At 61.8% G+C, this 25,910-nt stretch carries 28 protein-coding genes and 1 pseudogene; 16 read left to right on the plus strand and 13 right to left on the minus strand.

Translation table 11 applies throughout. From position 1 onward, the window contains the following. Positions 1-19: 19 nt before the first annotated feature. The 5 genes from RLCC275e_RS02595 to RLCC275e_RS02615 all read right to left on the minus strand — a co-directional run bounded on the left by RLCC275e_RS02595 (position 20) and on the right by RLCC275e_RS02615 (position 4,079). Complete coding sequence (locus RLCC275e_RS02595; protein ID WP_003556877.1) at positions 20-625, minus strand: PRC-barrel domain-containing protein; 606 nt, start codon at positions 623-625, stop codon at positions 20-22. A 230-nt stretch (positions 626-855) separates the two neighbouring features. After that, the gene (locus RLCC275e_RS02600) at positions 856-1,743 is read right to left on the minus strand and encodes an SMP-30/gluconolactonase/LRE family protein (RefSeq protein WP_033181723.1); all 888 of its coding nucleotides are present in this window, start codon (positions 1,741-1,743) and stop codon (positions 856-858) included. Then, entirely contained in the window at positions 1,740-2,381 is a 642-nt protein-coding gene (locus tag RLCC275e_RS02605) for a 2-dehydro-3-deoxy-6-phosphogalactonate aldolase (RefSeq protein ID WP_033181724.1), read from the minus strand. The genes RLCC275e_RS02600 and RLCC275e_RS02605 overlap by 4 nt, the downstream gene beginning before the upstream one ends. A gap of 13 nt (positions 2,382-2,394) precedes the next feature. Further along, positions 2,395-3,312 carry a 2-dehydro-3-deoxygalactonokinase gene (locus RLCC275e_RS02610; protein ID WP_033181725.1) on the minus strand — a complete coding sequence of 306 codons (918 nt, stop codon included), beginning with the start codon at positions 3,310-3,312 and terminating at the stop codon, positions 2,395-2,397. After that, on the minus strand, positions 3,312-4,079 hold the full coding sequence (locus RLCC275e_RS02615; RefSeq protein ID WP_171816934.1) for an SDR family NAD(P)-dependent oxidoreductase: 768 nt from the start codon (positions 4,077-4,079) through the stop codon (positions 3,312-3,314). The genes RLCC275e_RS02610 and RLCC275e_RS02615 overlap by 1 nt, the downstream gene beginning before the upstream one ends. A gap of 108 nt (positions 4,080-4,187) precedes the next feature. Between RLCC275e_RS02615 and RLCC275e_RS02620 the strand changes: the two genes are divergently transcribed. The 4 genes from RLCC275e_RS02620 to RLCC275e_RS02635 all read left to right on the plus strand — a co-directional run bounded on the left by RLCC275e_RS02620 (position 4,188) and on the right by RLCC275e_RS02635 (position 7,790). Then, positions 4,188-4,985 (plus strand): IclR family transcriptional regulator, encoded by a 798-nt coding sequence (locus RLCC275e_RS02620; protein WP_033181726.1) that lies wholly within the window; start codon positions 4,188-4,190, stop codon positions 4,983-4,985. 254 nt (positions 4,986-5,239) lie between these two features. Beyond that, positions 5,240-5,974: a helix-turn-helix transcriptional regulator gene (locus RLCC275e_RS02625; RefSeq protein ID WP_033181727.1), complete on the plus strand. Its 735-nt coding sequence runs from the start codon at positions 5,240-5,242 to the stop codon at positions 5,972-5,974. Positions 5,975-6,380: 406 nt separating this feature from the next. Next, the gene (locus RLCC275e_RS02630) at positions 6,381-6,530 is read left to right on the plus strand and encodes a hypothetical protein (RefSeq protein WP_165411073.1); all 150 of its coding nucleotides are present in this window, start codon (positions 6,381-6,383) and stop codon (positions 6,528-6,530) included. Positions 6,531-6,623: 93 nt separating this feature from the next. Beyond that, complete coding sequence (locus tag RLCC275e_RS02635; RefSeq protein ID WP_130707283.1) at positions 6,624-7,790, plus strand: Mrp/NBP35 family ATP-binding protein; 1,167 nt, start codon at positions 6,624-6,626, stop codon at positions 7,788-7,790. Positions 7,791-7,824: 34 nt separating this feature from the next. Here the strand turns inward: RLCC275e_RS02635 and RLCC275e_RS02640 are convergent, their stop codons facing one another. Beyond that, complete coding sequence (locus RLCC275e_RS02640; RefSeq protein WP_245483437.1) at positions 7,825-8,139, minus strand: hypothetical protein; 315 nt, start codon at positions 8,137-8,139, stop codon at positions 7,825-7,827. Positions 8,140-8,178: 39 nt separating this feature from the next. Here RLCC275e_RS02640 and RLCC275e_RS02645 point away from each other — a divergent pair, with 39 nt between their 5' ends. From RLCC275e_RS02645 to RLCC275e_RS02680, 8 genes are all read left to right on the plus strand, one after another. Next, complete coding sequence (locus RLCC275e_RS02645) at positions 8,179-9,156, plus strand: magnesium transporter CorA family protein (protein WP_018449361.1); 978 nt, start codon at positions 8,179-8,181, stop codon at positions 9,154-9,156. A gap of 18 nt (positions 9,157-9,174) precedes the next feature. Further along, a complete protein-coding gene (locus RLCC275e_RS02650; RefSeq protein ID WP_033181728.1) occupies positions 9,175-11,073 on the plus strand; it encodes a potassium transporter Kup in 1,899 nt (632 codons plus the stop codon). Positions 11,074-11,350: 277 nt separating this feature from the next. After that, on the plus strand, positions 11,351-12,580 hold the full coding sequence (locus tag RLCC275e_RS02655; protein ID WP_050516817.1) for a cell wall hydrolase: 1,230 nt from the start codon (positions 11,351-11,353) through the stop codon (positions 12,578-12,580). A 271-nt stretch (positions 12,581-12,851) separates the two neighbouring features. After that, positions 12,852-13,190 (plus strand): AtpZ/AtpI family protein, encoded by a 339-nt coding sequence (locus RLCC275e_RS02660; protein WP_003556901.1) that lies wholly within the window; start codon positions 12,852-12,854, stop codon positions 13,188-13,190. Between the two features lie 62 nt (positions 13,191-13,252). Further along, entirely contained in the window at positions 13,253-14,005 is a 753-nt protein-coding gene (locus tag RLCC275e_RS02665; protein ID WP_003556903.1) for a F0F1 ATP synthase subunit A, read from the plus strand. Positions 14,006-14,072: 67 nt separating this feature from the next. Then, on the plus strand, positions 14,073-14,300 hold the full coding sequence (locus RLCC275e_RS02670) for a F0F1 ATP synthase subunit C (RefSeq protein WP_003545854.1): 228 nt from the start codon (positions 14,073-14,075) through the stop codon (positions 14,298-14,300). A gap of 77 nt (positions 14,301-14,377) precedes the next feature. Next, on the plus strand, positions 14,378-15,001 hold the full coding sequence (locus tag RLCC275e_RS02675) for a F0F1 ATP synthase subunit B (protein ID WP_105005100.1): 624 nt from the start codon (positions 14,378-14,380) through the stop codon (positions 14,999-15,001). Between the two features lie 3 nt (positions 15,002-15,004). After that, on the plus strand, positions 15,005-15,496 hold the full coding sequence (locus RLCC275e_RS02680; protein ID WP_033181731.1) for a F0F1 ATP synthase subunit B: 492 nt from the start codon (positions 15,005-15,007) through the stop codon (positions 15,494-15,496). Positions 15,497-15,564: 68 nt separating this feature from the next. Here RLCC275e_RS02680 and rnhB read toward each other — a convergent pair whose 3' ends face one another. Together rnhB and RLCC275e_RS02690 are read right to left on the minus strand one after the other, a co-directional pair. Further along, a complete protein-coding gene (gene rnhB / locus RLCC275e_RS02685; protein ID WP_033181732.1) occupies positions 15,565-16,254 on the minus strand; it encodes a ribonuclease HII in 690 nt (229 codons plus the stop codon). A 273-nt stretch (positions 16,255-16,527) separates the two neighbouring features. Then, positions 16,528-17,685 carry a PA0069 family radical SAM protein gene (locus RLCC275e_RS02690; protein WP_033181733.1) on the minus strand — a complete coding sequence of 386 codons (1,158 nt, stop codon included), beginning with the start codon at positions 17,683-17,685 and terminating at the stop codon, positions 16,528-16,530. 139 nt (positions 17,686-17,824) lie between these two features. Between RLCC275e_RS02690 and RLCC275e_RS02695 the strand changes: the two genes are divergently transcribed. Together RLCC275e_RS02695 and RLCC275e_RS02700 are read left to right on the plus strand one after the other, a co-directional pair. Continuing rightward, on the plus strand, positions 17,825-18,343 hold the full coding sequence (locus RLCC275e_RS02695; protein WP_171891353.1) for a glycosyltransferase family 2 protein: 519 nt from the start codon (positions 17,825-17,827) through the stop codon (positions 18,341-18,343). A gap of 146 nt (positions 18,344-18,489) precedes the next feature. After that, positions 18,490-18,824, plus strand: a pseudogene (locus RLCC275e_RS02700) (hypothetical protein). 22 nt (positions 18,825-18,846) lie between these two features. Here RLCC275e_RS02700 and moaB read toward each other — a convergent pair. From moaB to RLCC275e_RS02720, 4 genes are all read right to left on the minus strand, one after another. Next, positions 18,847-19,398, minus strand: coding sequence for a molybdenum cofactor biosynthesis protein B (moaB, locus tag RLCC275e_RS02705; RefSeq protein ID WP_003556916.1), 552 nt, complete (start codon positions 19,396-19,398; stop codon positions 18,847-18,849). After that, positions 19,398-20,309, minus strand: a complete 912-nt coding sequence (locus RLCC275e_RS02710) for a 4-(cytidine 5'-diphospho)-2-C-methyl-D-erythritol kinase (RefSeq protein ID WP_033181735.1) — start codon at positions 20,307-20,309, stop codon at positions 19,398-19,400. The genes moaB and RLCC275e_RS02710 overlap by 1 nt, the downstream gene beginning before the upstream one ends. Before the next feature lie 51 nt (positions 20,310-20,360). Beyond that, positions 20,361-22,193, minus strand: a complete 1,833-nt coding sequence (locus RLCC275e_RS02715) for a tetratricopeptide repeat protein (RefSeq protein ID WP_130707285.1) — start codon at positions 22,191-22,193, stop codon at positions 20,361-20,363. A gap of 133 nt (positions 22,194-22,326) precedes the next feature. After that, complete coding sequence (locus RLCC275e_RS02720; protein WP_003556922.1) at positions 22,327-23,343, minus strand: polyprenyl synthetase family protein; 1,017 nt, start codon at positions 23,341-23,343, stop codon at positions 22,327-22,329. Between the two features lie 108 nt (positions 23,344-23,451). Between RLCC275e_RS02720 and RLCC275e_RS02725 the strand changes: the two genes are divergently transcribed. Both RLCC275e_RS02725 and RLCC275e_RS02730 read left to right on the plus strand, forming a co-directional pair. Beyond that, positions 23,452-23,679: a putative signal transducing protein gene (locus tag RLCC275e_RS02725; RefSeq protein WP_003556924.1), complete on the plus strand. Its 228-nt coding sequence runs from the start codon at positions 23,452-23,454 to the stop codon at positions 23,677-23,679. A 6-nt stretch (positions 23,680-23,685) separates the two neighbouring features. After that, positions 23,686-24,462 carry a tRNA1(Val) (adenine(37)-N6)-methyltransferase gene (locus tag RLCC275e_RS02730; protein WP_033181736.1) on the plus strand — a complete coding sequence of 259 codons (777 nt, stop codon included), beginning with the start codon at positions 23,686-23,688 and terminating at the stop codon, positions 24,460-24,462. A gap of 29 nt (positions 24,463-24,491) precedes the next feature. Here the strand turns inward: RLCC275e_RS02730 and RLCC275e_RS02735 are convergent, their stop codons facing one another. Beyond that, positions 24,492-25,832: an Nramp family divalent metal transporter gene (locus RLCC275e_RS02735; protein ID WP_033181737.1), complete on the minus strand. Its 1,341-nt coding sequence runs from the start codon at positions 25,830-25,832 to the stop codon at positions 24,492-24,494. Between the last annotated feature and the right edge of the window lie 78 nt (positions 25,833-25,910).

The following is a 25,910-nucleotide window of genomic DNA, read 5'->3' on the forward strand; positions in this document are numbered from 1 at the left end:
CTATACTACCGCGCACGGATTACTTAGGCGTAGTCGAGCCGGTCGCCGTGGTATCGGTACCGGTCGCAGCCGGAGCCTTTTCGGCCGACTGCATCGCCAGCGTCTTGAACTCAGGTGCGGCCTTCAGCGATTCAGCCGTTTCACTGGTCGTCAGCTTGACGCTGCCGTCCTGGGTGTTCTGGGCGACGGTAATCTTTTCCATCGGCACGGCGACATTCTTTTCGCCGATGCCGAGGAAGCCGCCGACACCAACGATTGCAGCAACAAAACCGCCGTCCTTCTTGAGGATCAAGTCGTTGACGCTGCCGATGCTTTCATTGTTGCCGTTATAGACCGACTGGCCGATATAGGTGTTGGCGCTGACCTGATCCGGAGACTGTTCCGTCAGATAGCCGGCCTGAGCCGTATCTGCCGTCGGTGCTGCGGCCGGAGCCTGTGCGGCATCGCCTGCGGGCTTGGTGACGTCAGGCGTCATCGGCTTCGGCGCTGCCGGATCGGCGGGAGCCGCCTGGGTCGGAGCAGCGGGGTCCGCAGGCTGCGGAGCCGTCTGCGAGAATGCTGCCGGTGCGAAAGCCGTGGCAAACAGGGCGCCAGCGGCAACGGTCGTCAAGAGTTTGCGTGTCATTTCGAACCTACCTTCGTTTTTTTCTAGTGATCCCTGACCCGGCAACACCTGTTTCTCAGGTCTCGTTACCGCGCCAGTTCGAAGGGAAAATGACTGGCGGAGTGATTGGTTCCGGTTGAAAACACGGAAAATTTCTCGATTCTTACGGAACATTTATTGATGAGCGGCAACCAAAACGAGAAAAAGCGCCCCGGTCAGGGGCGCCTCTGATCACCGATGGCAAGCAAAAATCAGATCACATAGACGGGATCGAACACGCCTTTGACGTCGATGCCGAGTTCCAGCAGCGCGCCGGCACTGGGCTGCGCCGACCGCGCATCCTCGTCGAGCCCTTCCCAGGCAGTCGTCACTGCGAGCCGGTCGGCATTGACGCCGATGAAGGCAGGGCAGGAGGGTTGGACGGCGGGAACCTTATAACGCGAGATGCGCAGTCCATCCGGATTATAGCGGTCGACGACGCCGGCGCCCCAGCGCGAATTCCAGATATAACCATCGGCATCGACCACCGAGCCGTCGATGTCGCCGGGCTCGTCCATGCTGTCGACGAGCACGATCGGTTCGCCCGAGGGCAGGCCGGTCAACGGATCGACCATGACGCGCATCAGCCGGTTGATCCGGGAATCCGTATAATAGCCGACCGTGCCGTCAGGCGAGAAGCAGATCGAATTCGGGATGCTGATGCCGTTGAAGATCTTCGTCACCTTGCCGCTGGCGACATGATAGATGGCGCCGGCCTGGTTTTCCGCCCGCTTGCTCATCGTGCCGATCCAGAGCGCACCGGAAGGATGCGTGCGGCCGTCGTTCGAACGGTTTTCCGGCCTGTCGTTTTCGAGTGCTGCGTAGAAGGTGAGGTTGCCGCTTGCGATGTCGCGCACGAAAAGCCCTTCTTCCGTCGCGATCAGCTGCCGCCCGGCGTCGATGCGGGCAAGCACGCTCGCCATCACAGGCAACGGATGCACCTTTTTCGCGCCCGTCGAAAGATTGAGTTCGTGCAGTTCCTTGCCGAGGATGTTGAACCACCAGACGGTATTACTATCCGGATCATAGGTCGGGCCTTCACCGAGCACGGAATTGGTATTGCAAAGTGTTTTGCCTTCGAACTCATAAATATCAGTCATACGTTCACGCTCCCAATGGCTGCATCATAGGCGTAAATGGTCGCCTTGGCGCGCTCGGCAACCGCTGACACGGTCATTCCGGGTTTGTAAATGCTGGTGCCGAGGCCGAAAGCGAAGATGCCGGCCTTGGTATAATCGCCGAAATTCTTGTCCGAGACACCGCCGACGGCGGCAATCGTGAGCTCCGGCGGCAGGATTGCCCGGATCGCCGTGATGCCGGAAGGGCCGAGCACGCTGGCCGGAAAGAATTTGAGACCGGTGGCGCCGGCCCGTGCTGCCGCCAGCGCCTCGGTCGGCGTAAAGACGCCCGGCATCGTCACCATGCCGTAGTCGCGCGCCCGGATGATCACCTCGGGCTCGACATTCGGGGTGACGAGCAGCTTGCCGCCGGCCGCATACAGGCTGTCGACCGCCTCGACGGTCAGCACCGTGCCGGCGCCGATCAGCACTTCGGCCGGCGCCATCTTCGCGGCGATCTCGATGGATTTGAACGGCTCCGGCGAGTTGAGCGGGATCTCGATAGCCGTCAGGCCATTTTCGATCAGAGCACCGACGACGCTTTCGGTTTCGTCAGGCCGGATGCCGCGAAGGATGGCGATCAGCGGGCGCTTCATGTCGGGGAAGGGGATACGGTTCATCGTGTCAGCTTTCTCAATTCGGCCAGATGGCTTCGGCGGCAGCCGAAAGCCCGCGGCGCACGGCGGCGTCGGCGTCGATGGCGGTGAAGGCAAGGGAGAGGGTTTTGAAGGCCTGTTCGTAGAGCGCCTGCAGGCGCCCGGAGGCGACGAGGGTGATGTCGGTGCCGTTTGCCGTATCTTGCAGCGCGCCGGCGATTTCGAGGCCGATCAGCGTGCCGGAAAGCCGGGCTTGCGCCGCTGCGGCAGAAATCCCGTGCAGAAGCTGGCCCGAGCGGGCGGTGAACAGCAGGTTGGAGGCAAGGGCCGGGCGCGTAAAAGCGGCCGAGACGGCGGCCTCGAAGGCTGCCGCATCCGCCGGCTGCTCTTCTGCACCGGTAACGGCATGCGAAAGGATCGTGTGCTTGCTGATGACGTCGAAAAGCTCGCCGGTCATGAAGGTCGAAAAGCCGGTGACCTTGCCGTCCGTCACATGCACCCATTTCGAATGGGTGCCGGGCATGCAGACCGCCTGCGCCCCGGAGCTTGCGCGGCCGAGCGCGCCGAGAAGCTGGGTTTCTTCGCCGCGCATGACGTCGGGTGTCGCCAAGTCCCGCTGGGCAAGGCCCGGCAGGATGCGGATGTCGCGGCTTTCGCCTGGCACGGAGACCGCCCCGGTCAGGATCGAAGCGAGCGGCGCCGGGACATCGATATAGCCGGCCTCGACCCAGCCCTGCCTGGCGCCGGCCATGCCGCAGACGATCACCGGCAGGCTTTCCGGCGCCTCGATGGCTGTGAGATGGCCGGCAAGCACGGCGGAAAAGCCGGTTTTTGCCGCGCTCGTCATGCCTTCGCCGCTGCGGCGTTCGGCAAGGACGGTGCCGTCCCTGCCCATCAGCCAGAGCCGGAAGCTGCTGGTGCCCCAGTCCACCGCGACATAAGCGGGATTTGCCATTACAGAACGCCTCCATCGACAATCAGGGACTGGGCGGTCATCGCCGCCGCACAGTCGGATGCAAGAAACAGGCAGGGGCCGACGATCGCATCGGGTTTGAGAGCGACCTTCAGGCACTGGTCCTCGACCGAGCGCGCAATGCTCTCCTCGGTGAGCCAGTGTTGCATCTGCCGTTCGGTGACGACCATGCCGGGCAGGATGCAGTTGACCCGGATGTTCTCCGGCCCGAGCCTGCCCGCCAGGCTCTTCGTCAGCCCGACGACCGCCGCCTTGGCCGCCGCATAGGCGGGAAAGGCGCCCATGTTCAGCTTGAAGGCGATCGACGACATATTGATGATCGCCCCGCCGCCGGCCGTCCGCATCGACGGCACGACTGCCTGCGAGGTGAAGAACACATGCTTGAGGTTGACCGCCTGGTTGTTGTCCCAATAGGCCTCGGTCACAGCGTCGAATTCATGGCGGTCGTCCCAGGCGGCATTGTTGACCAGCACGCGGATCGGCCCCGAGCTGGCAATGACGCTATCGACCGTGCGCCGGATCGCCTCGATGTCACGCAGATCGGCATGGTGAAAGGAGACCGGATGCAAGGTCTCCCGCGACAGCCTTTCGGCGAGTTCGCGGCCGGCGGCCTCGGCGATATCGATGAACGAGACCTTGGCGCCTTGGCGCGCGAAACCTTCGACGATCGCAGCACCGATGCCCGATCCGCCGCCGGTCACGAGCACGGCTCGGTCTTTGAACTCGGGAAATTGTGCTGCTGGCATCATGGTCACAGTCGCCTCCCGACCTTATCGCCGTTCCATTATTTGGAACTTAATTTGACTATATGGAATTATCGAATTACAGTGCCCTTTCTGTCAAGGGTGGATGATGCAATGGATTCAAACGGCGGCGGCGCAGCACAGGCACGAGAGACCGGCACGCTCGGCAAACTGATGGTTCTGCTCGATCTTGTCACCCATGCGGATGCGCCGCTGCGTTTCACCGATATCCTGGCCCTTGCCGGCCAGCCGCGCGGCACGCTGCATCGCCAGCTCACCCATCTTGTGGAGGAGGGGTTGCTGGAGCTCGATGGCGACGGCCGCTATGCGCCCGGCCTGCGCCTGCTCGATTTTGCCGCGCGCAGCTGGGCGCGCAACGAATTCCGCCTGATCGCCGAGCCGCACCTCGCCGATCTGCAGCGGGCAACTGGCGAGACGGTGCATCTCGGCGTTCTCAGGGGCCAGTCGATCATCTATCTCGATAAGGTCGAAGGCCGTCAGCCGGTGCGCATGTATTCGCAGATCGGCAATGCCTCGCCCTGTTATTGCACCGGCGTCGGCAAGGCCGCCCTTTCGCTGCTGCCGGCCGAAAGCCTCGTCGATCTCATCGCTGGCCTGAGCTTCACCAGCTTTACCGCCTCGACCCATGTCTCTGCCGAAACGCTGCTTGCCGAAATCCGCGAGATTGCCGATCAGGGTTATGCCTTCGACCGCGAAGAGCATGAGGCCGGCATCCGCTGCATTGCCGCACCCGTCTGGTCGGAGGATCGGACCTTTATGGGGGGCATTTCGATTACCGGCCCGGCCTATCGCTTGTCGATGGAACTTCTGCATCAATGGGCCGTTCCCGTTCAGCTGGCGGCGGTCAGGATCATGGAAGGCATGCGCGTCCGGCTCGGTCCGCGCCGCTGACGGAAAAAATCACAATCGGCCCGCTGCTGGACGCGATCGCAGAGCATGCTTATGATGAGCGCGATATTGAGATTTTCCGGCGAATCACCACAACTAGAACGGTCCGCGAAATCTACAACCAGTCACCGGCCGAACGCTCAGCGATGAAGCCGATTCCACCAGCGATCGTCGTTCCCCGATGCAATCGAAACACCCATAGCGGGCAGGTTTCGCAAACGGTTTGCCGGCCGCTGTGCCGAAGATGAAGAAATGTGATGGCACCCTTGTCGCAAACATCCACGGAAGAAGACGATTATGTTCAGGAAATAGCGGGCCTGAAGACCCAGTTCGATATTTTCCGTTTCATGAAACGGGTGACGGAAGCCTATCGCAGCCGTGCCTTCATGGTTCTCAACCTGCCGCCGATCACCTCCTTCGATCTTCAGGGCAGCACCGTCATCACCAGCTGGCCGGCCGAGCTTCTGGCGCTCTACGACCAGGAGGGCCTGATGGTGAACAGCCCGGTCCTCAGGCGGCTCAGAACATCGGCGCGGCCCTTCTTCTATGACATGTCGCGGCAGAACTTGTCGCGGGATGACGGCAAGTCCATTCTCGTCGCCTCCCTGTTCGAACGTTTCAAGATGATGCGCTGCGCCTATTTCCCGACGCATGAGCCCTCCGGCCTGCGCGGCGCCATCTCTTTCGCCGGCGACCGCGAACCCTTCAGCCCGGCCGAGATGCGCGAGCTCTGCTACATCGCCATCCATGTCTTCGACAGGCTTGCCGAGATCCGCAACCTCGATACGCGCATGACGGAGACGCTGACCGACCGCGAGATCGATTGCCTCAACTGGACGGCGGCCGGCAAGACCAGCGCCGAAATCGCCGAAATCCTCACCCTGTCCGAGCACACGGTCAATCACTACCTCAATCGCGCCACCAAGAAGCTCGACACGGTCAACCGCACCCAGGCCGTCGCCAAGGCGCTGCGCATCGGCCTGATCAAATAAGTTGCAAAAAACAACCGAGTGCTTTCGAAGCCGCCCAGCGCATAGGCATATCGTTCTCTGCTGAGGGGCTGTCACAGGCGCTTTTGCGGTCTTTTCCCCGATTTTCCATCTGGCACGCTTTCTGCATCTCTTCTGCGAGAGGTCCAGAGGGGACTTTGAGACCAGCGCCAGGAAATGGCGCGGCCGACACACCGCTGCCCGACGCCGATGCCGCCTTTCTACCGGCACTTCGGTGTCGGCGGCGGTTGTTGCGTTTTGGCACCGCTTCTTTCCCGGCTGTCTGCGATTTCGCCTTCCACGTTCATTTTTTGCTGGCCTTTTGCTGGGCTTGCTCTAGTTCGCCCCGGATTGCGCCGGTTCTCGGGGAGACCGTTGCGGCCATCAGGGCGAAAGCCCGGCGGACTTGATGGCCGCAACGGATCGCCAATTCTCCCCGGTGCTCTTTCCAGCAAGCCGGCAATCGATTTTCTTCGCGATGATTTTGTTTGGCGAAGGCTTCCGTCTCCACTATCTCTACTGCATGATTTCAGCCTTGATCGGAATCGATCAAGGCTGAAATCATGCAGCAATTCAAAGTGCTACAGCGTCCTTTGCGCGTCTTGAAAGACGCGCGGCGCCGTAGTCTGCAAGAAGAAGCAGTGAGGGTGGAATGACCGACGTCACCAAGGAACAGGTTCTCGAAACGCTGAAGACCGTGCGTGGACCGGATCTCGAGCACGATATCGTCGAGCTCGGCATGGTATCCGACGTCTTCATCTCCGACGGCAAGGTCTATTTCTCCATCACCGTTCCGGCCGATCGCGCCAAGGAGCTGGAGCCGATGCGCCTCGCCGCCGAGCGCGTCATCAAGGAAATGCCGGGTGTCAAGGGCGCCCTCGTCACACTGACGGCGGACAAGAAGGCGGCAGCCGCCGCTCCGGCTGCCCGCCCTGCGGCGAACCCGCCTCACGGTCATGCCGGGCACGATCATGCGGGCCACGCCCACGCTCCTCAACAGCCGCCACGCGCCGGCAAGATCGGTGTGCCCGGCATCGGTGCGATCATCGCCGTCGCATCGGGCAAGGGTGGGGTCGGCAAGTCGACCACCGCCGTCAATCTCGCACTCGGCCTGCTCGCCAACGGTCTTCGCGTCGGCATTCTCGATGCCGACATCTATGGTCCCTCGATGCCGCGGCTGTTGAAGATATCCGGCCGCCCGACGCAGATCGACGGCCGGATCATCAATCCGATGGAGAATTATGGCCTCAAGGTCATGTCGATGGGCTTCCTTGTCGACGAGGAGACGGCGATGATCTGGCGCGGTCCGATGGTCCAGTCGGCGCTGCTGCAGATGCTGCGCGAAGTCGCCTGGGGCGAACTCGACGTCCTCGTCGTCGACATGCCGCCCGGCACCGGCGACGTGCAATTGACCATGGCCCAGCAGGTGCCGCTGGCCGGCGCCGTCATCGTCTCGACGCCGCAGGATCTCGCGCTGATCGATGCCCGCAAGGGCCTCAACATGTTCCGCAAGGTCGAGGTGCCGGTGCTCGGCATCGTCGAGAACATGAGCTATTTCATCGCCCCGGATACCGGCACTCGCTACGACATCTTCGGCCATGGCGGCGCCCGCAAGGAGGCCGAGCGCATCGGCGTGCCCTTCCTCGGCGAAGTGCCGCTGACGATGAATATTCGCGAAACCTCCGACGCCGGCACGCCGCTCGTCGCCTCCGAGCCGAACGGCGTCGTCGCCGGCATCTATCGCGGCATCGCCGCCAAGGTCTGGGAGCAGGTGGCCGGCCAGCCCCAGCGTCCGGCACCGACAATCGTCTTCGAATAATGCATGTCGCCCGGAAGTGGACAGCGGTTCCGGGTTAACGGCATGCATAAAGTAAAATGCATGTCACCGGGACGTGTGCAGCGGCCAAAGCGCGGCGCTTTAGCGGACCGAATCGCCGCGGCGGATACCCCAAATTGTGGGGGAAACGTGGTGAAAAGCCGCGCTTCACGGAAGATGTCTTGATTATTTCACGGCTTTGCTTCATATGCCGCGGCGCCATGATGGCGTTTTGCTGCAGATGCTCAATGACGGTCGTCTTCGTTTCGAAGAGGCCGCCCGCCTGCAAGTTCGGAGTTGTCTTGTCGATCGAAGGATTGGGAACTGCGATGCGGTTGAGCACAATGCGCATGCCGGCCTTTGAGGTTGGATGCAGCCGGAGAGCCTACCGGTGATTACCGCCTACTGTTCCAATTGCAAGTCGGTCGAGATCCGCGATCTGTCGCATGCCGCATCCTTTCCCGAGGATGTCGTCTGGATCGACATGATCGAGCCGACCCGTGATGAGGAGCTTTATGTCGAGAAGATTCTCGGCATCGAGGTCCCGACCCGCGACGATCTCAAGGATATCGAGCCTTCCGCCCGCCTCTATGTCGAAAACGATGCCGTCTTCATGACCGCCTCGCTGCTCTGGAAGGCTGATACGGACGTACCGACGCTGACCGATGTCGCCTTCATCCTGGCCGGAAATCGCCTGGTCACCATTCGCTACGCCCATCCCAAATCCTTTGCGCTGTTCATCGCCGCCCTCCACCGGCTGCCGGAAAACTGGCGCAGTGGTGCCGCCCTTCTCGCCAAGCTCTTGGAGACGATCGTCGATCGCACCGCCGAGATCCTCGAAATCTCCGTCTCGCGCCTCGACATCCTGTCGACGCATGTCTTCGGCGATCGGGCAAGGAAGGTGCGCAAGCCCTCGAACTACCTCGAGGAGAAGCTGCGCGATATTGCCGGCCATCACCGGATGATCAGCAAGGTGCGCGACAGTCTCGGTTCGCTTGCCCGCCTGCTGACCTTCTTTCACACGATCCCGGCGATCCAGCAGGACCGCGAGGCGAAGGAGCTCTGCCGCACCGTCTCGCGCGATATCCAGTCGCTGTCGGAGCATGCTTCCTTCGTTGCCGCCAACATCACCTTCCTGCTCGATGCTTCGCTGGGCCTGATCAACATCGAGCAGAACTCGATCATCAAGATTTTCTCGATTGCCTCGGTGGTGTTCTTGCCGCCGACATTGGTCGCCTCCATCTATGGTATGAACTTTCAGATCATGCCGGAGCTGACCTGGGTCGCGGGTTATCCCTATTCGCTGGCCCTGATGGTGATATCCGCCGTCATCCCCTTTTTCTTTTTCCGCTGGAAAGGCTGGCTCTAAGGAGCCTGTTGCAACTTCATGTCCGAAGAGAGCCATCCGAACGAACGCCATATGACGCCGCGAAAGCTGTTCTATCTCGCGCTCGGTTCCGTCGGTGTCGTCTACGGCGATATCGGTACCAGCCCGCTCTATGCCTTTCGCGAGGCGCTGAAGCCGGTGGCCCATGACGGTGTCACCCGTTTTGAAGTCATCAGCCTGATCTCGCTGATGATCTGGGCGCTGACGATCATCGTCACCATCAAATATGTGCTCTTCCTGCTGCGCGCCGACAATGACGGCGAGGGCGGTACGCTGTCGCTGCTGGCCCTTTTGATGAAGACCGCCAACGGCCATACCGCCATCCTGATGCTGCTCGGCCTGATGGGTGCGGCCCTCTTCCTCGGCGACGCGATGATCACGCCGGCACTGTCCGTGCTGTCGGCCGTCGAGGGTCTGAAGCTCGTCACACCCAGCCTCGCGGACTATATCGTGCCGATCTCGGTGGTGATCCTGGCGCTGCTCTTCGTCGTGCAATCGCGCGGCACCGGCGCCGTTGCGAAGTTCTTCGGCCCGATCACCGCCGTCTGGTTCCTCGTCATGGCCGCCGCCGGCATTTCCCATATCTCCGACGATTACGGCATCCTCGCCGCCTTCAATCCCTATTATGCCGTCGCCTTCCTGCTGCATGAGGGCTTTTACGGCGTCGTCGTGCTCGGCGCCGTCTTCCTGACTGTGACAGGTGCGGAGGCGCTCTACGCCGATCTCGGCCATTTCGGCCGCCGCCCGATCCAGTGGGCCTGGTTCCTGCTGGTTTTCCCGGCGCTGACGCTGAACTATCTCGGGCAGGGCGCCCTCGTTCTCGGCAATCCGGCGACGATGTCCGATCCTTTCTATCTGATGTATCCGAAATGGGCGCTGCTGCCGGTCGTCATCCTGGCGACCGCCGCAACGATCATCGCCAGCCAGGCGGTCATAACAGGCGCCTTCTCGATGGTGCGCCAGGGCATCAACCTCGGCTTCCTGCCGCGCATGGAAGTCCTCTTCACCTCGGAAACCAATACCGGGCAGATCTTCGTGCCTTCGGTCAATGCCGTGCTGTTCATCGGCGTCATATTCCTGGTCCTCAGTTTCAAGACATCGGACGCGCTGGCGACCGCCTATGGCATCTCAGTCACCGGCGCCATGGTCGTCACCTCGATCATGGCTTTCGAATTCGTCCGCGCCCGCTGGAACTGGTCGCTTCCCGTCGCGGTGATCGCGCTTGCGCCGTTGGTCGTGCTCGAATTGATCTTCCTCGGCGCCAACCTTTTGAAGATCCACGACGGCGGCTATATCCCGATCATGATCGCCACGGCCTTTACCGTCGTCATGTGGACCTGGCGTCGCGGCAGTGCGATCCTGATGGAAAAGACCCGCCACACCGATATTCCGCTTGCCTCCTTCGTCAGCTCGATCGAGCGCAAGAGCGAACATTCGCCGGCCCAGGTTCCGGGCACCGCGATCTTCCTGACCAGCGATCCGGAATCCGCCCCCGCCGCCTTGCTGCACAATCTCAAGCACAACCACGTACTTCACGACCGCAACGTCATCCTGACGATCCGTACGGTCAACAAACCGCGCGTGCCGAGCCACGACCGTTACAAGGTCGAGCAGATTTCCGAGCGTTTCTCCCGCGTCGAACTTCTGTTCGGCTTCATGGAATCGCAGAACGTCTCGCAGGCCTTGGCGACACTGCGCAAGACAGGACTGAAGTTCGACATCATGTCGACCTCCTTCTATCTTGGCCGCCGCAAGCTGGTGCCGGACGCCAAGTCGGGCATGCCCTACTGGCAGGACCGGCTTTACATCGCGCTCGCCAACGCCGCCGCCAATCCCTCGGATTACTTCCGCCTGCCTGCCAACCGCGTGGTGGAACTGGGCTCGCACGTTATTATTTGATGAGTGGGGCAAAGACCCCGCCCCAAACCCCTCCCCACAAGGGGGAGGGGCTTAACCTGTTGCGCCGTCTGCCAACTTTTCGACATTTCAGATAAGCGAGGCGGTACCGCAATAAGTCCCTCCCCCTTGTGGGGAGGGGTTGGGGAGGGGGCCTTTGCGAGGCTACGACACATCTCATCCCCCAAAAATTCCGTCACATTAGAACATCCAAAAGTTCTCATGGGCACATTTCGGCACAGCCTGTTAACCGGACATCAAGGTTAATGCGGGATTTTCAATGGAATGTTCCCGCATTCCATGCCCGGAGTCCGTGTTGCGTCGAAAGAGCCCTTCCCGTAGCAAGCTGCGTCTCATTCCCGAGAATTGGGTGTCGCCCGTAATCTTCGGTCTCGCCGGCTGGCTGATTTTTCCGAGTGTCGCATCCCATGCCGATCTCGCCGCCATGCTTGCCGGCCTCGATCAGGAGGGGGAGAACTGGCGCATGGTGCTGACCAATTCGCCGGCCGGCTCCATCCACCAGGCCGAGCTCGCCTTCGCCGAACCGATGGTGACGGGTTCGATCGCAGCCGGTGCCGGCATGGTGCTACCCGACGGCCGCAAGGTCGCCTTCAATGCCAAGGACAAGGGCACTGCCAAGGATAGGGGCCACGAGGACACGCCGGACGAGGATCGCGTCAACCGTGGCAGCAAGAAAGGCCGCGTCGTCGCCGTCGAGCAGATGCAGCCGCCGAAGGATTTTTCCGCCGGTTCGATCCTTGAGCGCACCAAGATGCTCTTCACCCCGAGCTTCGATCTCAAGGACCGGTCGGCCTTCGTCAAGCCGAAGATCCAGGGCAAGGAAATCGAGATTGCCACATCTTTCTATAAGACGCAGCCTGTCGTGACCGATAATGGCGTGCCGGCAATGCTCGCAAGCCTCGTCACCAGCAACAAGGCCGATGTTCTGGCCACCGCCTATGCACCGGCCGCACCCGATTATGCCCGCCAATCGCCCTTCGATTCCATTCTGGCCGAACAGGACAGCGGACGCTTCGTTCCGGAGATCGGCCCGCGCGATCATGCCTGGGCCGCAAGCGTGCTGGCGCCGAGCGTCTTTTCCGCTCGCGAACAGCAGTGCCTTGCCTCCGGCATCTATTTCGAGGCACGGGGAGAATCGGTAAAAGGGCAGGCGGCCGTCGCTCAGGTCATCCTCAACCGCGTCCGCAACCCTTCCTATCCGAAGACCATCTGCGGCGTCGTCTATCAGAACGAGGATTGGCGCAACCGCTGCCAGTTTTCTTTCGCCTGCGACAGCATCAAGGACCGGGTGAACTCGGAATATCACTGGCGAGTCGCCCGCGATGTGGCGATGGCGGTGACATCAGGCAAGATCTGGCTGCCGCAGGTGGGCTCGGCGACGCATTATCACGCCGTCTATGTCAGACCGAAATGGGCAAAGACCATGGAAAAGGTCGGCCGCATCGGTCTTCACGTCTTCTATCGCACCTATGGCGGCGGCTGGAGCTGAGATAAATCGCCGGGGCAAGCCGATTTCCGGCTCGGAAAAGCGGATTCTTTCCGTCGAATTTGCGCGATCGACCCGGAGTCGATTTATCTCTTTGATTTGATGGAATTATTTTCTCGCTGGACAGAAGCTGTCTACGCCTTGACTATGCTAATCCCTAAAACTATGTTGCGCGCGACTTCAGAACGGGCCGGAAGGGTCTCAACCTTCGTGTCCGGGGTCCGAATGACCGGGGTAGCGGGAGTGCGGGCGACGGGCAGACGAGGAGAGATCCATGGCGGACGACCGCGAGGAAAGTCTTGAAAAGCGCCGTGCGCAATTGGGAGCGAAACTCGCGACCAAGGGCGTCGAGACGGGAGAAGACGAGGCTAGGGAAGCCCGCGCCGAGGTAAGCCGCAAAGGTTATGCCCAGGCGATGAAGCTTTCCAGCGAGTTCATTTCCGCGATCGTCGTCGGTGCTCTCCTTGGCTATGTCCTCGACCGTTTTGTTGGCACGGCGCCTTGGGGTTTGATTGTTCTTCTGCTTCTCGGATTTTGTGCCGGCGTTCTGAACGTGCTGCGTTCTGCGGGGGTGGTGGCCCATCCCCTGGACGACAAGGACGGCAAGAAATAAGGACCGGTTCCGGTCCAGTGCAATGACCCCGCGTCCTGCGGGCCAAAGAGAGAGAACAAGCGGTGTCTAACGATCCGACTCATCAGTTCCTGATCCAGAAGATTGTGCCGATCGAAATCGGCGGAATTGATTTTTCGTTCACCAATGCATCGCTCTTCATGGCCGCTTCGGCTGCCGTTGCCGTAGGCTTCCTCTATTTCGCGACCTCGAACCGCGCCATCGTGCCGGGCCGTTCGCAGTCGGTTGCGGAAATGTCCTATGAATTCATCGCCAACATGCTGAAGGAAGGCGCGGGCAAGCAGGGAATGAAGTTTTTCCCGCTGGTCTTTTCGCTCTTCACCTTCGTTCTGACGGCGAACCTGCTCGGTATGTTCCCGTATTTCTTCACGGTCACCAGCCAGATCATCGTCACCTTCGCCCTTGCACTGCTCGTCATCGGCACGGTTCTCGTCTACGGTTTCTACAAGCACGGTTTCCACTTCCTGAAGGTCTTCGTGCCCTCGGGGGTGCCTGGCGCTCTGCTGCCGCTGGTCGTCTTGATCGAAATGATCTCCTTCCTCTCCCGTCCGATTTCACTCTCTGTTCGTCTTTTTGCGAACATGCTGGCCGGTCACATCACGCTGAAAGTGTTCGCAGGCTTCGTCGCCTCGCTCGGAGCCCTTGGTGCTGTCGGTGTCGGCGGCGCCGTTCTTCCCCTCATCATGACCGTCGCCCTGACCGGTCTCGAGTTCCTCGTCGCCTTCCTTCAGGCTTACGTCTTTGCGGTGCTGACTTGCATGTACCTCAACGACGCAATCCATCCGGGCGGGCACTAAGGATAACGACATCGACGTCAAAGGGCGTCAGTCATTCGCCGCAACAACCATTTCAAAGGAGTTCAACATGGAAGCGGAAGCAGCAAAGTACATCGGTGCAGGCCTGGCTTGCTTTGGTATGGCCGGTACGGCTCTCGGCCTCGGCAATATTTTCGGCAGCTACCTCTCCGGCGCACTGCGCAATCCGTCTGCCGCTGACAGCCAGTTCGGCCGTCTGGTATTCGGCTTCGCCGTTACGGAAGCTCTGGGCATCTTTTCGCTGCTCGTCGCTCTCCTCCTCCTCTTCGCCGTCTGATATCGGCGAATAGATGGATCACGGCCTGCGACCGCAAGCCGTGATCCTTTGCATTTGCAGTCCACCTGGAGGTGAGCATGTTTTTTGTGACCCCGGCTTACGCTGAGGAAGCACCGGCGGCAGCGACGGGTACGGATGCGCACGCCGCTCCGGCCGCAGGCGAGGTCCATACCGAGACTGGTGTTGCCGAAGGCGAACACGCCCGCGGCCCTTTCCCGCCTTTCGATTCGACGACCTTCGCGTCCCAGCTGCTCTGGCTGGTGATCACGTTCGGCGTCTTCTATTTGCTCATGCAAAAGGTCATCGCGCCGCGCATCGGGGCCATCCTCGATCAGCGTCACACGCGCATCTCCCAGGATCTGGAAGAAGCAGGCCGCCTGAAGGCGGAAGCCGACGCCGCCGTCCAGACCTATGAAGGTGAACTGGCCGCTGCCCGCGCCAAATCCAACGCGATCGGCTCCGCCGCACGCGACGCCGCCAAGGCCAAGGCCGAAGAGGATCGTCGCGCTGTCGAGGCAAGCCTGTCGGAAAAGATCAAGGCTGCCGAGCTTCGCATCGGCGAGATCAAGGCCAAGGCCTTCGCCGACGTCGGCACAATTGCCGAGGAAACGGCGGCTGCCGTGGTCGATCAGCTGATCGGCGGCACCGTCGCCAAGGCCGATGTCGCCGCCGCTGTCGCTGCTGCCAAGAAGGAGGCTTGATCGATGGAATTTGCCTTTGACGCGACTTTCTTCGCCTTTGTCGGCCTCGTCCTCTTCCTGGCGCTGGTCGTTTATCTGAAGGTTCCGGGCATGATGGCACGGTCGCTCGACGACCGCGCCGACCAGATCCGTAACGAATTGGCCGAAGCCAAGCGCCTGCGCGAAGAGGCCCAGCACCTGCTCGCCGAATACCAGCGCAAGCGCAAGGAAGCCGAAGCCGAAGCGGCCCACATCGTTGCCGCCGCCGAGCGCGAAGCCGAAATGCTGACCGCCGAAGCGAAGAAGAAGACGGAAGAATTCGTCGCCAATCGCACGGCGCTCTCCGAGCAGAAGATCAAGCAGGCCGAGGTCGAAGCGATGAAGGCAGTGCGTTCCGCTGCCGTCGATCTCGCAATCGCGGCCGCCGAAACCGTGCTTGCCAAGCGGGCCGACGCCAAGGTTCAGTCCGAGCTCTTCGGCAATGCCGTCGGCCAGGTCAAGACGCGGCTGAACTGAGCGGCTTCGAAAAAGATTGAGAGCAAAGGCCGGGCATGTCCCGGCCTTTTCTTTTCTACGCTCTTTTCTTATTCGGAAAGCAGCTCGTCCGTTTCCGGACCGTTCTCGGTCTTGCGCAACGGCCTGAAGCTCATCCGGTGTAGGGAACAGGGGCCGTGTCTCTCGATGCCGGCGCGGTGCTGCGCCGTGCCATAGCCCACATGCGCGGCAAAACCGTAATCGGGAAACACGCTATGTGCTCGCGCCATCATCCGGTCGCGCGTCACCTTGGCGACGATCGAGGCGGCGGCGATCGAGACCGAGCGGGCATCACCCTTGACCACGGCCTGTCCAGGGCAATCGAGGCCGGGCGGCACGTCGAGCCCGTCGGTCAGCACGTAGCTTGCCGGAATGGCGAGGCTGCAGATGGCCCGGCGCATGGCGTCGAGGCTTGCCTTGCGGATATCCGTCTCGTCGATGCGCGTCGAACTGGAGGAGGCGATGGAGACCGTTGCGGTCGCCAGAATCTGCACGAACAGTTCCTCGCGCCGTTGCGCCGAAAGCTGCTTGGAATCGTTGAGACCCTCAGGGATGCGTTTCGGATCGAGAATGACGGCAGCAGCGACCACCGGTCCCGCCAGCGGCCCGCGGCCTGCCTCGTCGGCGCCGGCGACCGGCCAATGGCCGGCCTTGCGGGCTTTGAGTTCCAGCCGGAAATCCGGCACGAGCGGAGCCGTGTCGAAAAGCAGGGGAGAATCGGGTGACGTGCGAGGTTTCATGCGGCTGAACCTCGCACGCCAACCCGATTGCCCGCAAGTCCCCGGATCAGGGCGGCGGCCGGGGACGCTCCGGCGGATGGTGGCGGTCAGGGCCATCCGCGGGAGTTGCGCTCGGGACTCGAAAACAGGCGGTTTTCTCGAGAGCCGATGCGCAAGCTCGAAGCAATTCCAGGAAAAGTGTGCAGCGGTTTTTCCGTTTGGAATTGCGAAAAAGGCGAGAGACAATTCCAGAAAAAGTGCGGCGCTGATTTCCGTCTGGAATTGCGTAAAATATTAGAGCAGCGACAGCTGCACGCCGCTGCCATCGGGCGGCACGAACAGATCATCGCGCAGCGGCACGCTGCGTCGCGTCAGGCCGAAACGTCGGGCTGCCATTTCAAAGCGCCGGGCGATCTGCCAGGCATAGGGACCGGCGCCCTTCATGCGCTTGCCGAATTCGGCATCGTAATCCTTGCCGCCGCGCATCGAGCGCACCAGCGACATCACATGCCGGTAACGATCGGGGTAATGCTGCAGCAGCCAGTCGCGAAACAGCGGGCTGACCTCGAGTGGTAGCCTGAGGATGACATAGCTCGCCTCGGCGGCGCCGGCAGCCTTAGCCGATTCTAGGATGCGCTCCAGTTCGTGGTCGTTCAACGCCGGGATGAGCGGGGCGGCCAGCACAGCCGTCTGGATGCCTGCTTCGGCAAGCGTGTGGATCGCCTCCAGCCGCCGCGGCGGCGTGGCGGCTCGCGGCTCCATCGTCCGGGCAAGCTTGCGATCCAGCGTGGTCACCGAGATGCCGACGCGTACCAGGTTCTTAGCTGCCATCTCCTGCAGAATGTCGAGATCACGCAGGATCATCGCCGACTTTGTGACGATCGATACCGGATGGTTCGCCTTGTTCAACACCTCGAGAATGCCGCGCATGATGCGCCATTCCTTTTCGATCGGCTGATAGGGATCTGTATTGGTGCCGATCGCGATCACCCGCACCTTATAGCCGGGCTTGGCGAGTTCCCGCTCCAGCAATTTTGCCGCATCGGGCTTGGCAAACAGCTTCGTCTCGAAATCGAGCCCTGCAGAAAGCCCCATATAGGCGTGTGTCGGCCGGGCGAAACAATAGATGCAGCCGTGCTCGCAACCGCGATAGGGATTGATCGAGCGATCGAAGGGAATGTCCGGCGATTCGTTGCGGGTGATTGCCGTGCGCGGCTTCTCGACCTGCACTTCGGTCTTGAATGGCGGCAGCTCTTCCCACGTCTGCCAGCCATCGTCGACGGTCTCCCGCTGCTGCGCTTCGAACCGCCCTGTCGGGTTCAGTCCCGCCCCACGTCCACGCCGCCGATCGACCTCGACTCTCAGACCGGAGGAAACGATCATCGCATCGGCAATATCTGCCGTATTGGCAGGCGCGAATGCGGCCTGCCCTGCCAGGGACTGCTCTCTCATCGGATTCTCCCGCGGCGAAAAGCCATCGCCTTCGCCCGTTTTGCTGATTAAATTCCTATCCGCAAAACGAGAACAATGCAAGAACAAAATGAGGAAAACGGTGCTGGCAAAATTTTGTGCGGCGCATTATAAATGGTCAATGTTGACGGTTGTTCTCGAATGTCAGGATCAGGAATCTGAGCTGGCACAGACCTTATCGGTACTGGTGTCAGGCGCGGTGGAGGGGCTGGTGAGCGATGTGGTCGTGCTCGATCACGGCTCGCGCGACGGCACTTCGCGGGTCGCCGACGCCGCCGGCTGCCGCTTCCATTCACAATGGGATATCAAGGACATCGTCCGCTCCGCCCGCGGCGAATGGCTGCTCTTCGTCGAGCCCGGCGCAAGACCCCAGGCCGGCTGGATCGATGAGATCGCCGAATATGTGGCGCTGAACAAATTGCCGGCGCGCTTCACTGCTTCGCGCGGCTACCGGCGCCCTTTCTTCCAGCGTGTCGGCCGGGCCGTGCCGCCGCTGGAACTCGGCTTTCTCCTGCCGAAGAAGTTGGCGCTCGCCACCGCCAAAAGCGGGATGCGGCTCACCGAATTCGTCAAGGGTCAGAAGCCGCGCAAGCTTGCGAGCGAACCGATTCCCTCCTGGGTTGCCCGCGCTGCGCGGTAGGTGTCACGACCCTCTCCATGAGCAAAAGATGGCGCCGTCGAAGCGCCGCGCGTCGCAACGGAATGGCCATGGAATGCCGGCAAACGGCAGAACAGGTCAGTGACAATCTCCTCTTCTGCCGGGTTCCCGGCGAAAGGAGGTGCGTCATGGCACGCGGTAGGATCTACGGCGTACGCAGTATGATCTACGGCCTCATAGCCGTCATATTGCCGACATTGGTGATCGCGCATCCGCATTCGGCAGCATCGCAGATGATGCGCAGTTGCGCAGGCCGACCCGAAATCGTCAATTTCCTGGACAAAAACTTCGCCGAAGAGCTCACGGCAGTCGGACTGATCAACGAGAACGCCATTCTTGAGGTCTATGCCGCCGAAAGCGGCACCTGAACCTCATCGTCACGGATGTTCACGGCATAAGCTGTGTTCTGATGTCGGGTGATAGCTGGGACACCATGCCCGTCCTGCCAGGCTTGGCCACATAGGAATGCCGCTGTTGCAGGCAGTCTACTTCGTCGCGCCGCGTTTCAGGTGCTCGTCCAGACGCGGCATGATCTCGACGAAATTGCACGGCGCGCTGCGGTAGTCGAGCTGTCCTTTCAGAATGCCGTCCCAGGCATCCCGGCAGGCGCCGGGCGAACCCGGCAGCACGAAAATGAAGGTGGCGTTGGCAACGCCCGCCGTGGCGCGAGACTGGATCGTCGCCGTGCCGATCTTCTCGTAGGAGATCCGATGGAAGATGGCGGAAAAGCCGTCCATCCGCTTTTCGAACAAAGGCTCCAGCGCCTCTGGCGTCACGTCGCGGCCGGTAAAGCCAGTGCCGCCTGTGGTGATGACGACGTCTATGTCTTGGTTCTCAGTCCAGGCCTTCACCCGCGCGGCAATCTTTTCGCGATCATCGGGCACGATTCCCCGGTCGACCATCCGATGCCCCGCCTCCCTGATCCGCGCCGCCAGCGTGTCGCCTGATTTGTCCGTCTCCGGCGTGCGCGTATCCGAGATCGTCAAAACCGCAATGCCGACCGCGATGAAGGGTCGCTTTTCGTCCAGACCTGCCATCATACGCCTCCCGAAACCGTTTCCGTCGCCTGGAAATACCAGTCAGGGCGCTTGTCGTGAAGAGCTGCCGCCGCATCTTCGGCAGCAGTCATGCTCGCAAAGATGCCGAAACAGGTGGCACCGGAGCCGGACATGCGGGTCAAAAGCGCACCGCGAGCTTGCAGCATCGCCGCGATCCCCGCAATCTCGGGCACGAGGTCGCGCGCCGGCGGCTCCAGGTCGTTGCGGGCAGCAGCAATCGCCGCGAGCCAGTCGGTAGCCTGGGGCCGGCTCGGTGTAAGGCTCAGGGCCGGATTGTTCTTTGTCGCCAGCCGGCGGAAAACCTCAGGCGTCGAGACGCCCTTCAGCGGATTGGCGAGCACCATGGCAAAGCCCGGCAGATCAGGCACAGGTTCGATCTCTTCGCCGATGCCGCGGGCAATCAGCGGCCGGCTCTCCAGGCACATCGGCACGTCGGCGCCGAGCTTCAGTGCGAGAGCTGCAAGCGTCTCCGCGGATAACGTCGTGCCCCAGAGCCGCATCAGTCCGCGCAGCGTCGCGGCTGCATCGGCCGAGCCACCGCCGATGCCGGAGGCAACAGGCAGGTTCTTTTCGAGATGGATGCGGACGGGAAAGGCGAGGGGACCGATCGCCTCGCGCAGCAGGTCGCGCGCCTTCAGCACCAGGTTTGTGCCGCCGTCGCCGGCAAGCGTTTCGCCGAAACGGCCGGACAGGGTGAATGCGTCGGTCGGCGACCGCATGAAGTCCAGCTGATCGCCGTGATCTGCGAAGGTCACCAGCATATCGAGCAGATGATAACCATCCGGCCGCTGGCCCGTCACATGCAGGGCCAGGTTGATTTTCGCGCGTGCCTTCTCGGAAACGCTGGAGCATGATGCCGAAAATTGTGAGCGGTTTTCGGACGACATCATGCTCTATTTCTTTGATCTCACGCCAGCCAAGCCTTCGTCAGGCATGGTCCGTCAAGATTTCTTGTCGACCGGCGGCGGGGTGACGGGCGCCGGATCCGGCTGCTTCTTGTCGGCCGCCTTGGCGTCGTCACTGACGGGAGGCAGGCCGTTGGCGACCTTGTCCTTGATCTTCGGGATCTCGGCAGCTTCGGGCTCGGAGGCGAGCGCCCGGTTCCACTGGTAGACGGCCTCGAGCTTGCGGCCGACGCGCCAGTAGGCATCGCCGAGATGGTCGTTGATCGTCGCGTCGCCGGCCTTGATCTGTGCGGCGCGCTCCAGCTCGTCGACGGCATCGTCGAAGCGGTTGAGGCGGAAATAGGCCCAGCCGAGCGAATCGATGATGTAGCCGTCGTCAGGGCGAAGGTCGACGGCCTTCTTGATCATGCCGAGACCTTCGTCGAGGTTCCGGTTCATGTCGATCCAGGAATAGCCGAGATAATTCAGCACCTGCGGCTGGTCGGGATTGAGCTCGAGCGCCTTGCGGAAGTTCGGTTCCGCCTGGTCCCACTTCTTCAGCCGCTCATAGGCGATGCCACGCTGGAAGAAGACACTCCAGTTGGCGCGGCCGGGAATGGGGCCGATCGCATCGACGGCCTTGTCGTAATTGGCGGCCATCGCCTCGTAGTCCTTGGCGTCGGAGAGCACGCTGCCATAGGCGAGGTAACTGCGGATGTCCTTCGGGTCGGAGGCGATCAGCGCCTGCAGGTGCTTGCGCGCCTCATCCACCTTGCCGCCCTGGGCAAGGGCAAGGCCGAGCTGCAACTCGGAGATGCGCCGCATCGGCGAATTCTCCGGCACCTTCTTGTAAAGCGCGATGGCGCGGTCCATCTGGTTCTGCTTCTCGGCGATGCCGCCGAGCAGCACCAGCGTATCGGCGCTGTTCGGATCGAGCGCATTGGCCGTCTGCAGGTACAGCGAGACGATGTCTTCGGCGCCGTCGCGGTTCAGCGCGCCGCCGACCGAGAAGAGCACGCCGGCAGCCCCTTCTTCGGCCGTCTTGACCTGCTGTTCCTGCTTCTCGTTCCTTTCGACGCTGTCGCGCAGCGCGTTCAGCGGCGCGTAGTTGGGCAGCAGGTTGTCGCCGACGGAAACGGCGTCGAGCGCCTTCTGCTTGTTGCCCTGTGTTGCTTCGAGGCGGGCAAGCGCCATCACGGCGCGCATGAAGGTATCGGGCGCCGTCGCGCCGCCCTCCTTGTCGAGCACGGCATCGTTCAGATGCTGGCGGGCGGATTTCACGTCGCCGATGGCGATGGCGATCGCGCCGGCATTGTAATTCTGGAAGATGCGGAACCAGTCCGGCCCCTTCATCTTCTCGACCATTGTGAGCGCTTCCTTGCCGCGGCCGGCGCCGACGCGGGCCCAGGCGAGCAGCAAGTCGTTCATCATCCGGTCGAGATCGTTCGGCCCCTTATATTTCAGGATGGCCTCGGCTGACTTGTAGTCGTCGCGGCGCACGGCATCCATGCCGCGCACGATCGTGGTGATGCGCTCGACGGAAGGATCGCCCTTCAGGTCATTGGCATATTTGACGCCGTCCTTGATGTCGCCATTGAGCAGCAGCGAGATCATCAGCCGCTGGCGAATCTCGGGATTGCCGGGCTCGATCTGCAGCGCCTTCTTGTAGAGTTCGATCGCCGTTTCGTAGTCATGATCGACATCGGCCGTGCGCGCGGCGAGGAAGGCGCCGGAGAAAGTGGTGACGCTATCAGCATCGAAGTGAACGGCCGTGCCGGCATCGTCTGTCTTGGCCGCATCCTCGGCGTTCGCGCCGCCGACACCGCTGAGCGAAAGTAAAGCGGCCAGCGCTGCGCTCGTAAGAAGACGGATGGCAAGTCTCTGCCGCATTAGGAAACCTTTCTTCGACAGCGTCCCGGACAATGTGCCGGTCGCAAAACAAGTTGCGATCACTGATTCATAACAGGATGGCTTTTTTGAAGCGGCGCCGCAAGAAATTCAGCCTGCGATCAAGGACGTTTGATCAATTGACGCGCTCGATGCAGAAGTCGATCACTTCCATCAAGGCGGATTTCCAGACCGTATCGGGAAGCGGTGCAAGCGCGTCCCGTGCGATCGTGCCGTAATGGATCGCTCGGCCGATCGTGTCGCTCAGCGTACCGTATTTGGTGATCAGCCCCAGCGCTTTTTCGAGGTTGGCGTCGGTGCTGTTGCCGGCTTCGATCGCATCGCGCCAGAAGGCGCGCTCGTCCTCGGTGCCGCGGCGATAGGCGAGAATGACCGGCAGGGTGATCTTGCCCTCGCGGAAATCGTCGCCGACATTCTTGCCGAGATCGGCCGCCTTGCCGCCATAGTCGAGCGCATCGTCGACCAGCTGGAAGGCCAGCCCGAGATTCATGCCGTAGGATTTCAGCGCATTGCGGCCGGACCGGCCGGCCTCGGCGACGATCGGCCCGACTTCGGCGGCGGCGGCAAAGAGAGCCGCCGTTTTAGCGCGGATGACGGAGAGATAATCGTCCTCAGTCGTCTCCATGTTCTTGGCGACCGAAAGCTGCAGCACCTCGCCTTCGGCGATCACGCAGGCCGCGGAAGACAGGACGTCGAGCGCATCGAGCGAGCCGACATCGACCATCATCCGGAAGGCCTGGCCGAGCAGGAAGTCGCCGACCAGCACGCTTGCCTGGTTGCCCCAGATCATCCGCGCCGTCGATTTGCCGCGGCGCAGATCGCTTTCGTCGACGACGTCGTCGTGCAGCAGCGTTGCTGTGTGCATGAACTCGACCGATGTGGCGAGCTTGACGTGGTTTTCGCCCCTGTAGTCGAACAGCGAGGCGGAAGCCAGCGTCAGCATCGGCCGCAGCCGCTTGCCGCCGGACGAGATCAGATGGTTCGCCACTTCGGGGATCATCTGCACGTCGGAGCCGGCCTTAGATAGAATGAGCTGGTTTACTCGCTCCATATCCGCCCTGGTGAGATCGACCAACGGCTTTATGGATGCCAGTTTGTTTTTGCTTTCTTCAAGCGGTATGACCACGCCCAACGACCCGGACTCCTATTCATTCATTGCACCTGACAATAGAAAGGGGCGATGGACGCGGCAAGGGGTGAATTGTCGCGCTGAGCGAAATTGGAAGGAAAACGACGGCAAATGCATGAGCTTATCCGCGCCAACGACCCCGTTCTGCTCTCCTTTGCCGAGAGTTTGATGAAGGATGCCGGAATTCACTGCTTCATCGCCGATCAGGGCATGAGCGTACTGGAAGGCTCGCTCGGCATGCTGTCGCGCCGCCTGCTGGTGGATGAGGAGATGGCCGATCAGGCGCGCCGCATCCTCACCGATGCCGGTCTCGGCGGCGAGTTGCGCGAGCGGAAGTGAGCTCCGATGACCGGGGAACCCAATGACACCGTCGATGCCTTTCATCGCGGCGGCTTCCATGTGGTGCAGCCGAAGGGCAGGGGCCATCGCTCCGGCATGGATGCGATGCTGCTTGCGGCGCTCGTCGCCGACGATCGCCCGGTTAGGGTTGCCGATCTCGGTGCCGGCGCAGGCGCTGCCGGCCTTGCCGTCGCCTCGCGGCTTGCCAATACGCAAGTGGTGCTTTTCGAGCGCTCGGCGGAGATGGCCGATTATGCCCGCCGCAGCATCCTGCTGCCCGAGAATGCCCATGTCGCCAACCGGGTTAGCGTCGTCGAGGCCGATGTGACGCTGACCGCCAAGGCGCGCAACGATGCCGGCCTCACCGATGAGAGCTTCCACCACGTCATCATGAACCCGCCCTTTAACGACGCCGGCGACCGGCGCACGCCGGACGCGCTGAAGGCCGAAGCCCATGCGATGACCGACGGCCTGTTCGAAAGCTGGATCCGCACGGCCGGCGCCATCATGATCCCAGGCGGGCAATTGTCGCTGATCGCCAGGCCGCAGTCGATCGCCGAGATCATCACGGCCTGCGGCCGGCGCTTCGGCGGCATCGAGATCACCGCTATCCACCCGCGTCCGGGTGAAAACGCCGTGCGGATTCTGGTGACTGGTATCAAGGGATCGCGGGCGCGGCTGTCGCTGCGGGCGGCCCTCATCATGCACGAAGAGGGGAGCCACAAGTTCTCCCCTCTCGTCGATGATTTCAACAATGGCCGGGCGGCCTACGCCAGGCTTTAGACCGGCGCCACACTTTTCCTGGAATTGGTTCAGCCGGTGACGAAGTCGAAGAGCAGCTTGACGTTCAGCCCGGCGATGACGATCGCGATCAGATAGGCAAGCCCACTCAGCCAGCGCGGCGCCACGAGTTCGCCCATCTTGGCCTTGTTGGCGGTAAACATCACCAGCGGGAAGACGGCGAAGGAAAGCTGCAGGCTGAGCACCACCTGGGTGAGGATCAAAAGCTCCGCCGTGCCCTGATCGCCATACCAGATGGTGACGATCGCTGCCGGCACGATGGCGATGGCCCGGGTAATCAAGCGGCGCACCCACGGCTTCAGCCGAATCTTGAGGAAGCCTTCCATGACGATCTGGCCGGCAAGCGTCGCCGTCACCGTCGAGTTGAGACCGCAGCAGAGAAGCGCGATGCCGAACAGCGTCGGCGCGATGGCGAGGCCGAGCAGCGGCGACAGCAGCGAATAGGCGTCACCAAGTTCGACGACGTCGGTCTTGCCGTGCGCATTGAAGGCGGCGGCGGCAAGGATCAGGATCGAGGCGTTGATCAGCAGCGCGAAACAGAGCGCGACGGTCGAGTCGATCGTCGCAAAGGTCAGCGCCTCTCTCTTTTCGGGAACCGTATGGCCATAGGCCCGCGTCTGCACGATGCCGGAGTGGAGGTAGAGATTGTGCGGCATGACGGTCGCGCCGAGAATGCCGAGCGCCAGGTAGAGCATCTCCGGATTGGTGACGATCTCGGTCGTCGGGAAGAAGCCGGTGAGGACGGCGCCCCATTGCGGGTCGGCCAGCAGGATCTGCACGCCGAAGCAGACCGCGATGACGCCGAGCAGCGCGATGATGAAGGCTTCCACCCAGCGGAAGCCGAGCTTCTGCAGGAAGAGGATCACGAAGACGTCGAGCGCCGTGATCAGCACGCCGAGTTCGAGCGGGATGCCCATCAAGAGGTTGAGGCCGATCGCCGTGCCGATCACCTCGGCGATATCGGTGGCGATGATGGCGATTTCGGCAAAGGCCCAGAGCGGCAGCGAGACATATTTCGGAAAGGCGTCGCGGCAGGCCTGCGCAAGGTCGCGGCCGGAGGCGATCGCCAGGCGCGCGCAGAGTGATTGCAGCACGATCGCCATCAGGTTGGAAAGCAGCGCGACGGTGAGCAGCGCATAGCCGAATTTCGAGCCGCCGGCGAGCGATGTCGCCCAGTTGCCGGGGTCCATATAGCCGACGGCGACCATGTAGCCCGGTCCGGCGAAGGCTGCCGCCCTTCGCCATGTCGAGCTGTGACGCCCGGTTCCGACGGTGCGGTAGACATCCGACAGCGACGCTTCTCCGCGTTCGTGCCGCCAGCCGTTCTTTGCATTCGGATTAAGGGCGTCCATGCGATTTCCACCTGTTTTATCGTCAGCGCACTATGACGAATTAGAATGATAATGCAAGTCATTCGCAATAACAAATTC

It is taken from the genome of Rhizobium brockwellii (assembly GCF_000769405.2).
In the GTDB taxonomy this organism is placed as follows: Bacteria; Pseudomonadota; Alphaproteobacteria; order Rhizobiales; family Rhizobiaceae; genus Rhizobium; species Rhizobium brockwellii.

Excerpts from the sequence above, each read along its gene's own strand:
- RLCC275e_RS02600 (WP_033181723.1), bottom strand. The coding sequence starts at position 1,743 with ATGACTGATATTTATGAGTTCGAAGGCAAAACACTTTGCAATACCAAT.
- RLCC275e_RS02670 (WP_003545854.1), top strand. The coding sequence starts at position 14,073 with ATGGAAGCGGAAGCAGCAAAGTACATCGGTGCAGGCCTGGCTTGCTTT.
- RLCC275e_RS02725 (WP_003556924.1), top strand. The coding sequence starts at position 23,452 with ATGCATGAGCTTATCCGCGCCAACGACCCCGTTCTGCTCTCCTTTGCC.
- RLCC275e_RS02660 (WP_003556901.1), top strand. The coding sequence starts at position 12,852 with ATGGCGGACGACCGCGAGGAAAGTCTTGAAAAGCGCCGTGCGCAATTG.
- moaB (WP_003556916.1), bottom strand. The coding sequence starts at position 19,398 with ATGGCAGGTCTGGACGAAAAGCGACCCTTCATCGCGGTCGGCATTGCG.
- RLCC275e_RS02655 (WP_050516817.1), top strand. The coding sequence starts at position 11,351 with ATGGAATGTTCCCGCATTCCATGCCCGGAGTCCGTGTTGCGTCGAAAG.
- RLCC275e_RS02680 (WP_033181731.1), top strand. The coding sequence starts at position 15,005 with ATGGAATTTGCCTTTGACGCGACTTTCTTCGCCTTTGTCGGCCTCGTC.
- RLCC275e_RS02620 (WP_033181726.1), top strand. The coding sequence starts at position 4,188 with ATGGATTCAAACGGCGGCGGCGCAGCACAGGCACGAGAGACCGGCACG.
- RLCC275e_RS02640 (WP_245483437.1), bottom strand. The coding sequence starts at position 8,139 with ATGCGCATTGTGCTCAACCGCATCGCAGTTCCCAATCCTTCGATCGAC.
- RLCC275e_RS02605 (WP_033181724.1), bottom strand. The coding sequence starts at position 2,381 with ATGAACCGTATCCCCTTCCCCGACATGAAGCGCCCGCTGATCGCCATC.
- RLCC275e_RS02630 (WP_165411073.1), top strand. The coding sequence starts at position 6,381 with ATGGCCGCAACGGATCGCCAATTCTCCCCGGTGCTCTTTCCAGCAAGC.
- RLCC275e_RS02610 (WP_033181725.1), bottom strand. The coding sequence starts at position 3,312 with ATGGCAAATCCCGCTTATGTCGCGGTGGACTGGGGCACCAGCAGCTTC.
- RLCC275e_RS02675 (WP_105005100.1), top strand. The coding sequence starts at position 14,378 with ATGTTTTTTGTGACCCCGGCTTACGCTGAGGAAGCACCGGCGGCAGCG.
- RLCC275e_RS02695 (WP_171891353.1), top strand. The coding sequence starts at position 17,825 with ATGTTGACGGTTGTTCTCGAATGTCAGGATCAGGAATCTGAGCTGGCA.
- RLCC275e_RS02650 (WP_033181728.1), top strand. The coding sequence starts at position 9,175 with ATGTCCGAAGAGAGCCATCCGAACGAACGCCATATGACGCCGCGAAAG.
- RLCC275e_RS02615 (WP_171816934.1), bottom strand. The coding sequence starts at position 4,079 with ATGATGCCAGCAGCACAATTTCCCGAGTTCAAAGACCGAGCCGTGCTC.
- rnhB (WP_033181732.1), bottom strand. The coding sequence starts at position 16,254 with ATGAAACCTCGCACGTCACCCGATTCTCCCCTGCTTTTCGACACGGCT.
- RLCC275e_RS02595 (WP_003556877.1), bottom strand. The coding sequence starts at position 625 with ATGACACGCAAACTCTTGACGACCGTTGCCGCTGGCGCCCTGTTTGCC.
- RLCC275e_RS02730 (WP_033181736.1), top strand. The coding sequence starts at position 23,686 with ATGACCGGGGAACCCAATGACACCGTCGATGCCTTTCATCGCGGCGGC.
- RLCC275e_RS02690 (WP_033181733.1), bottom strand. The coding sequence starts at position 17,685 with ATGAGAGAGCAGTCCCTGGCAGGGCAGGCCGCATTCGCGCCTGCCAAT.
- RLCC275e_RS02715 (WP_130707285.1), bottom strand. The coding sequence starts at position 22,193 with ATGCGGCAGAGACTTGCCATCCGTCTTCTTACGAGCGCAGCGCTGGCC.
- RLCC275e_RS02710 (WP_033181735.1), bottom strand. The coding sequence starts at position 20,309 with ATGATGTCGTCCGAAAACCGCTCACAATTTTCGGCATCATGCTCCAGC.
- RLCC275e_RS02625 (WP_033181727.1), top strand. The coding sequence starts at position 5,240 with ATGGCACCCTTGTCGCAAACATCCACGGAAGAAGACGATTATGTTCAG.
- RLCC275e_RS02735 (WP_033181737.1), bottom strand. The coding sequence starts at position 25,832 with ATGGACGCCCTTAATCCGAATGCAAAGAACGGCTGGCGGCACGAACGC.
- RLCC275e_RS02635 (WP_130707283.1), top strand. The coding sequence starts at position 6,624 with ATGACCGACGTCACCAAGGAACAGGTTCTCGAAACGCTGAAGACCGTG.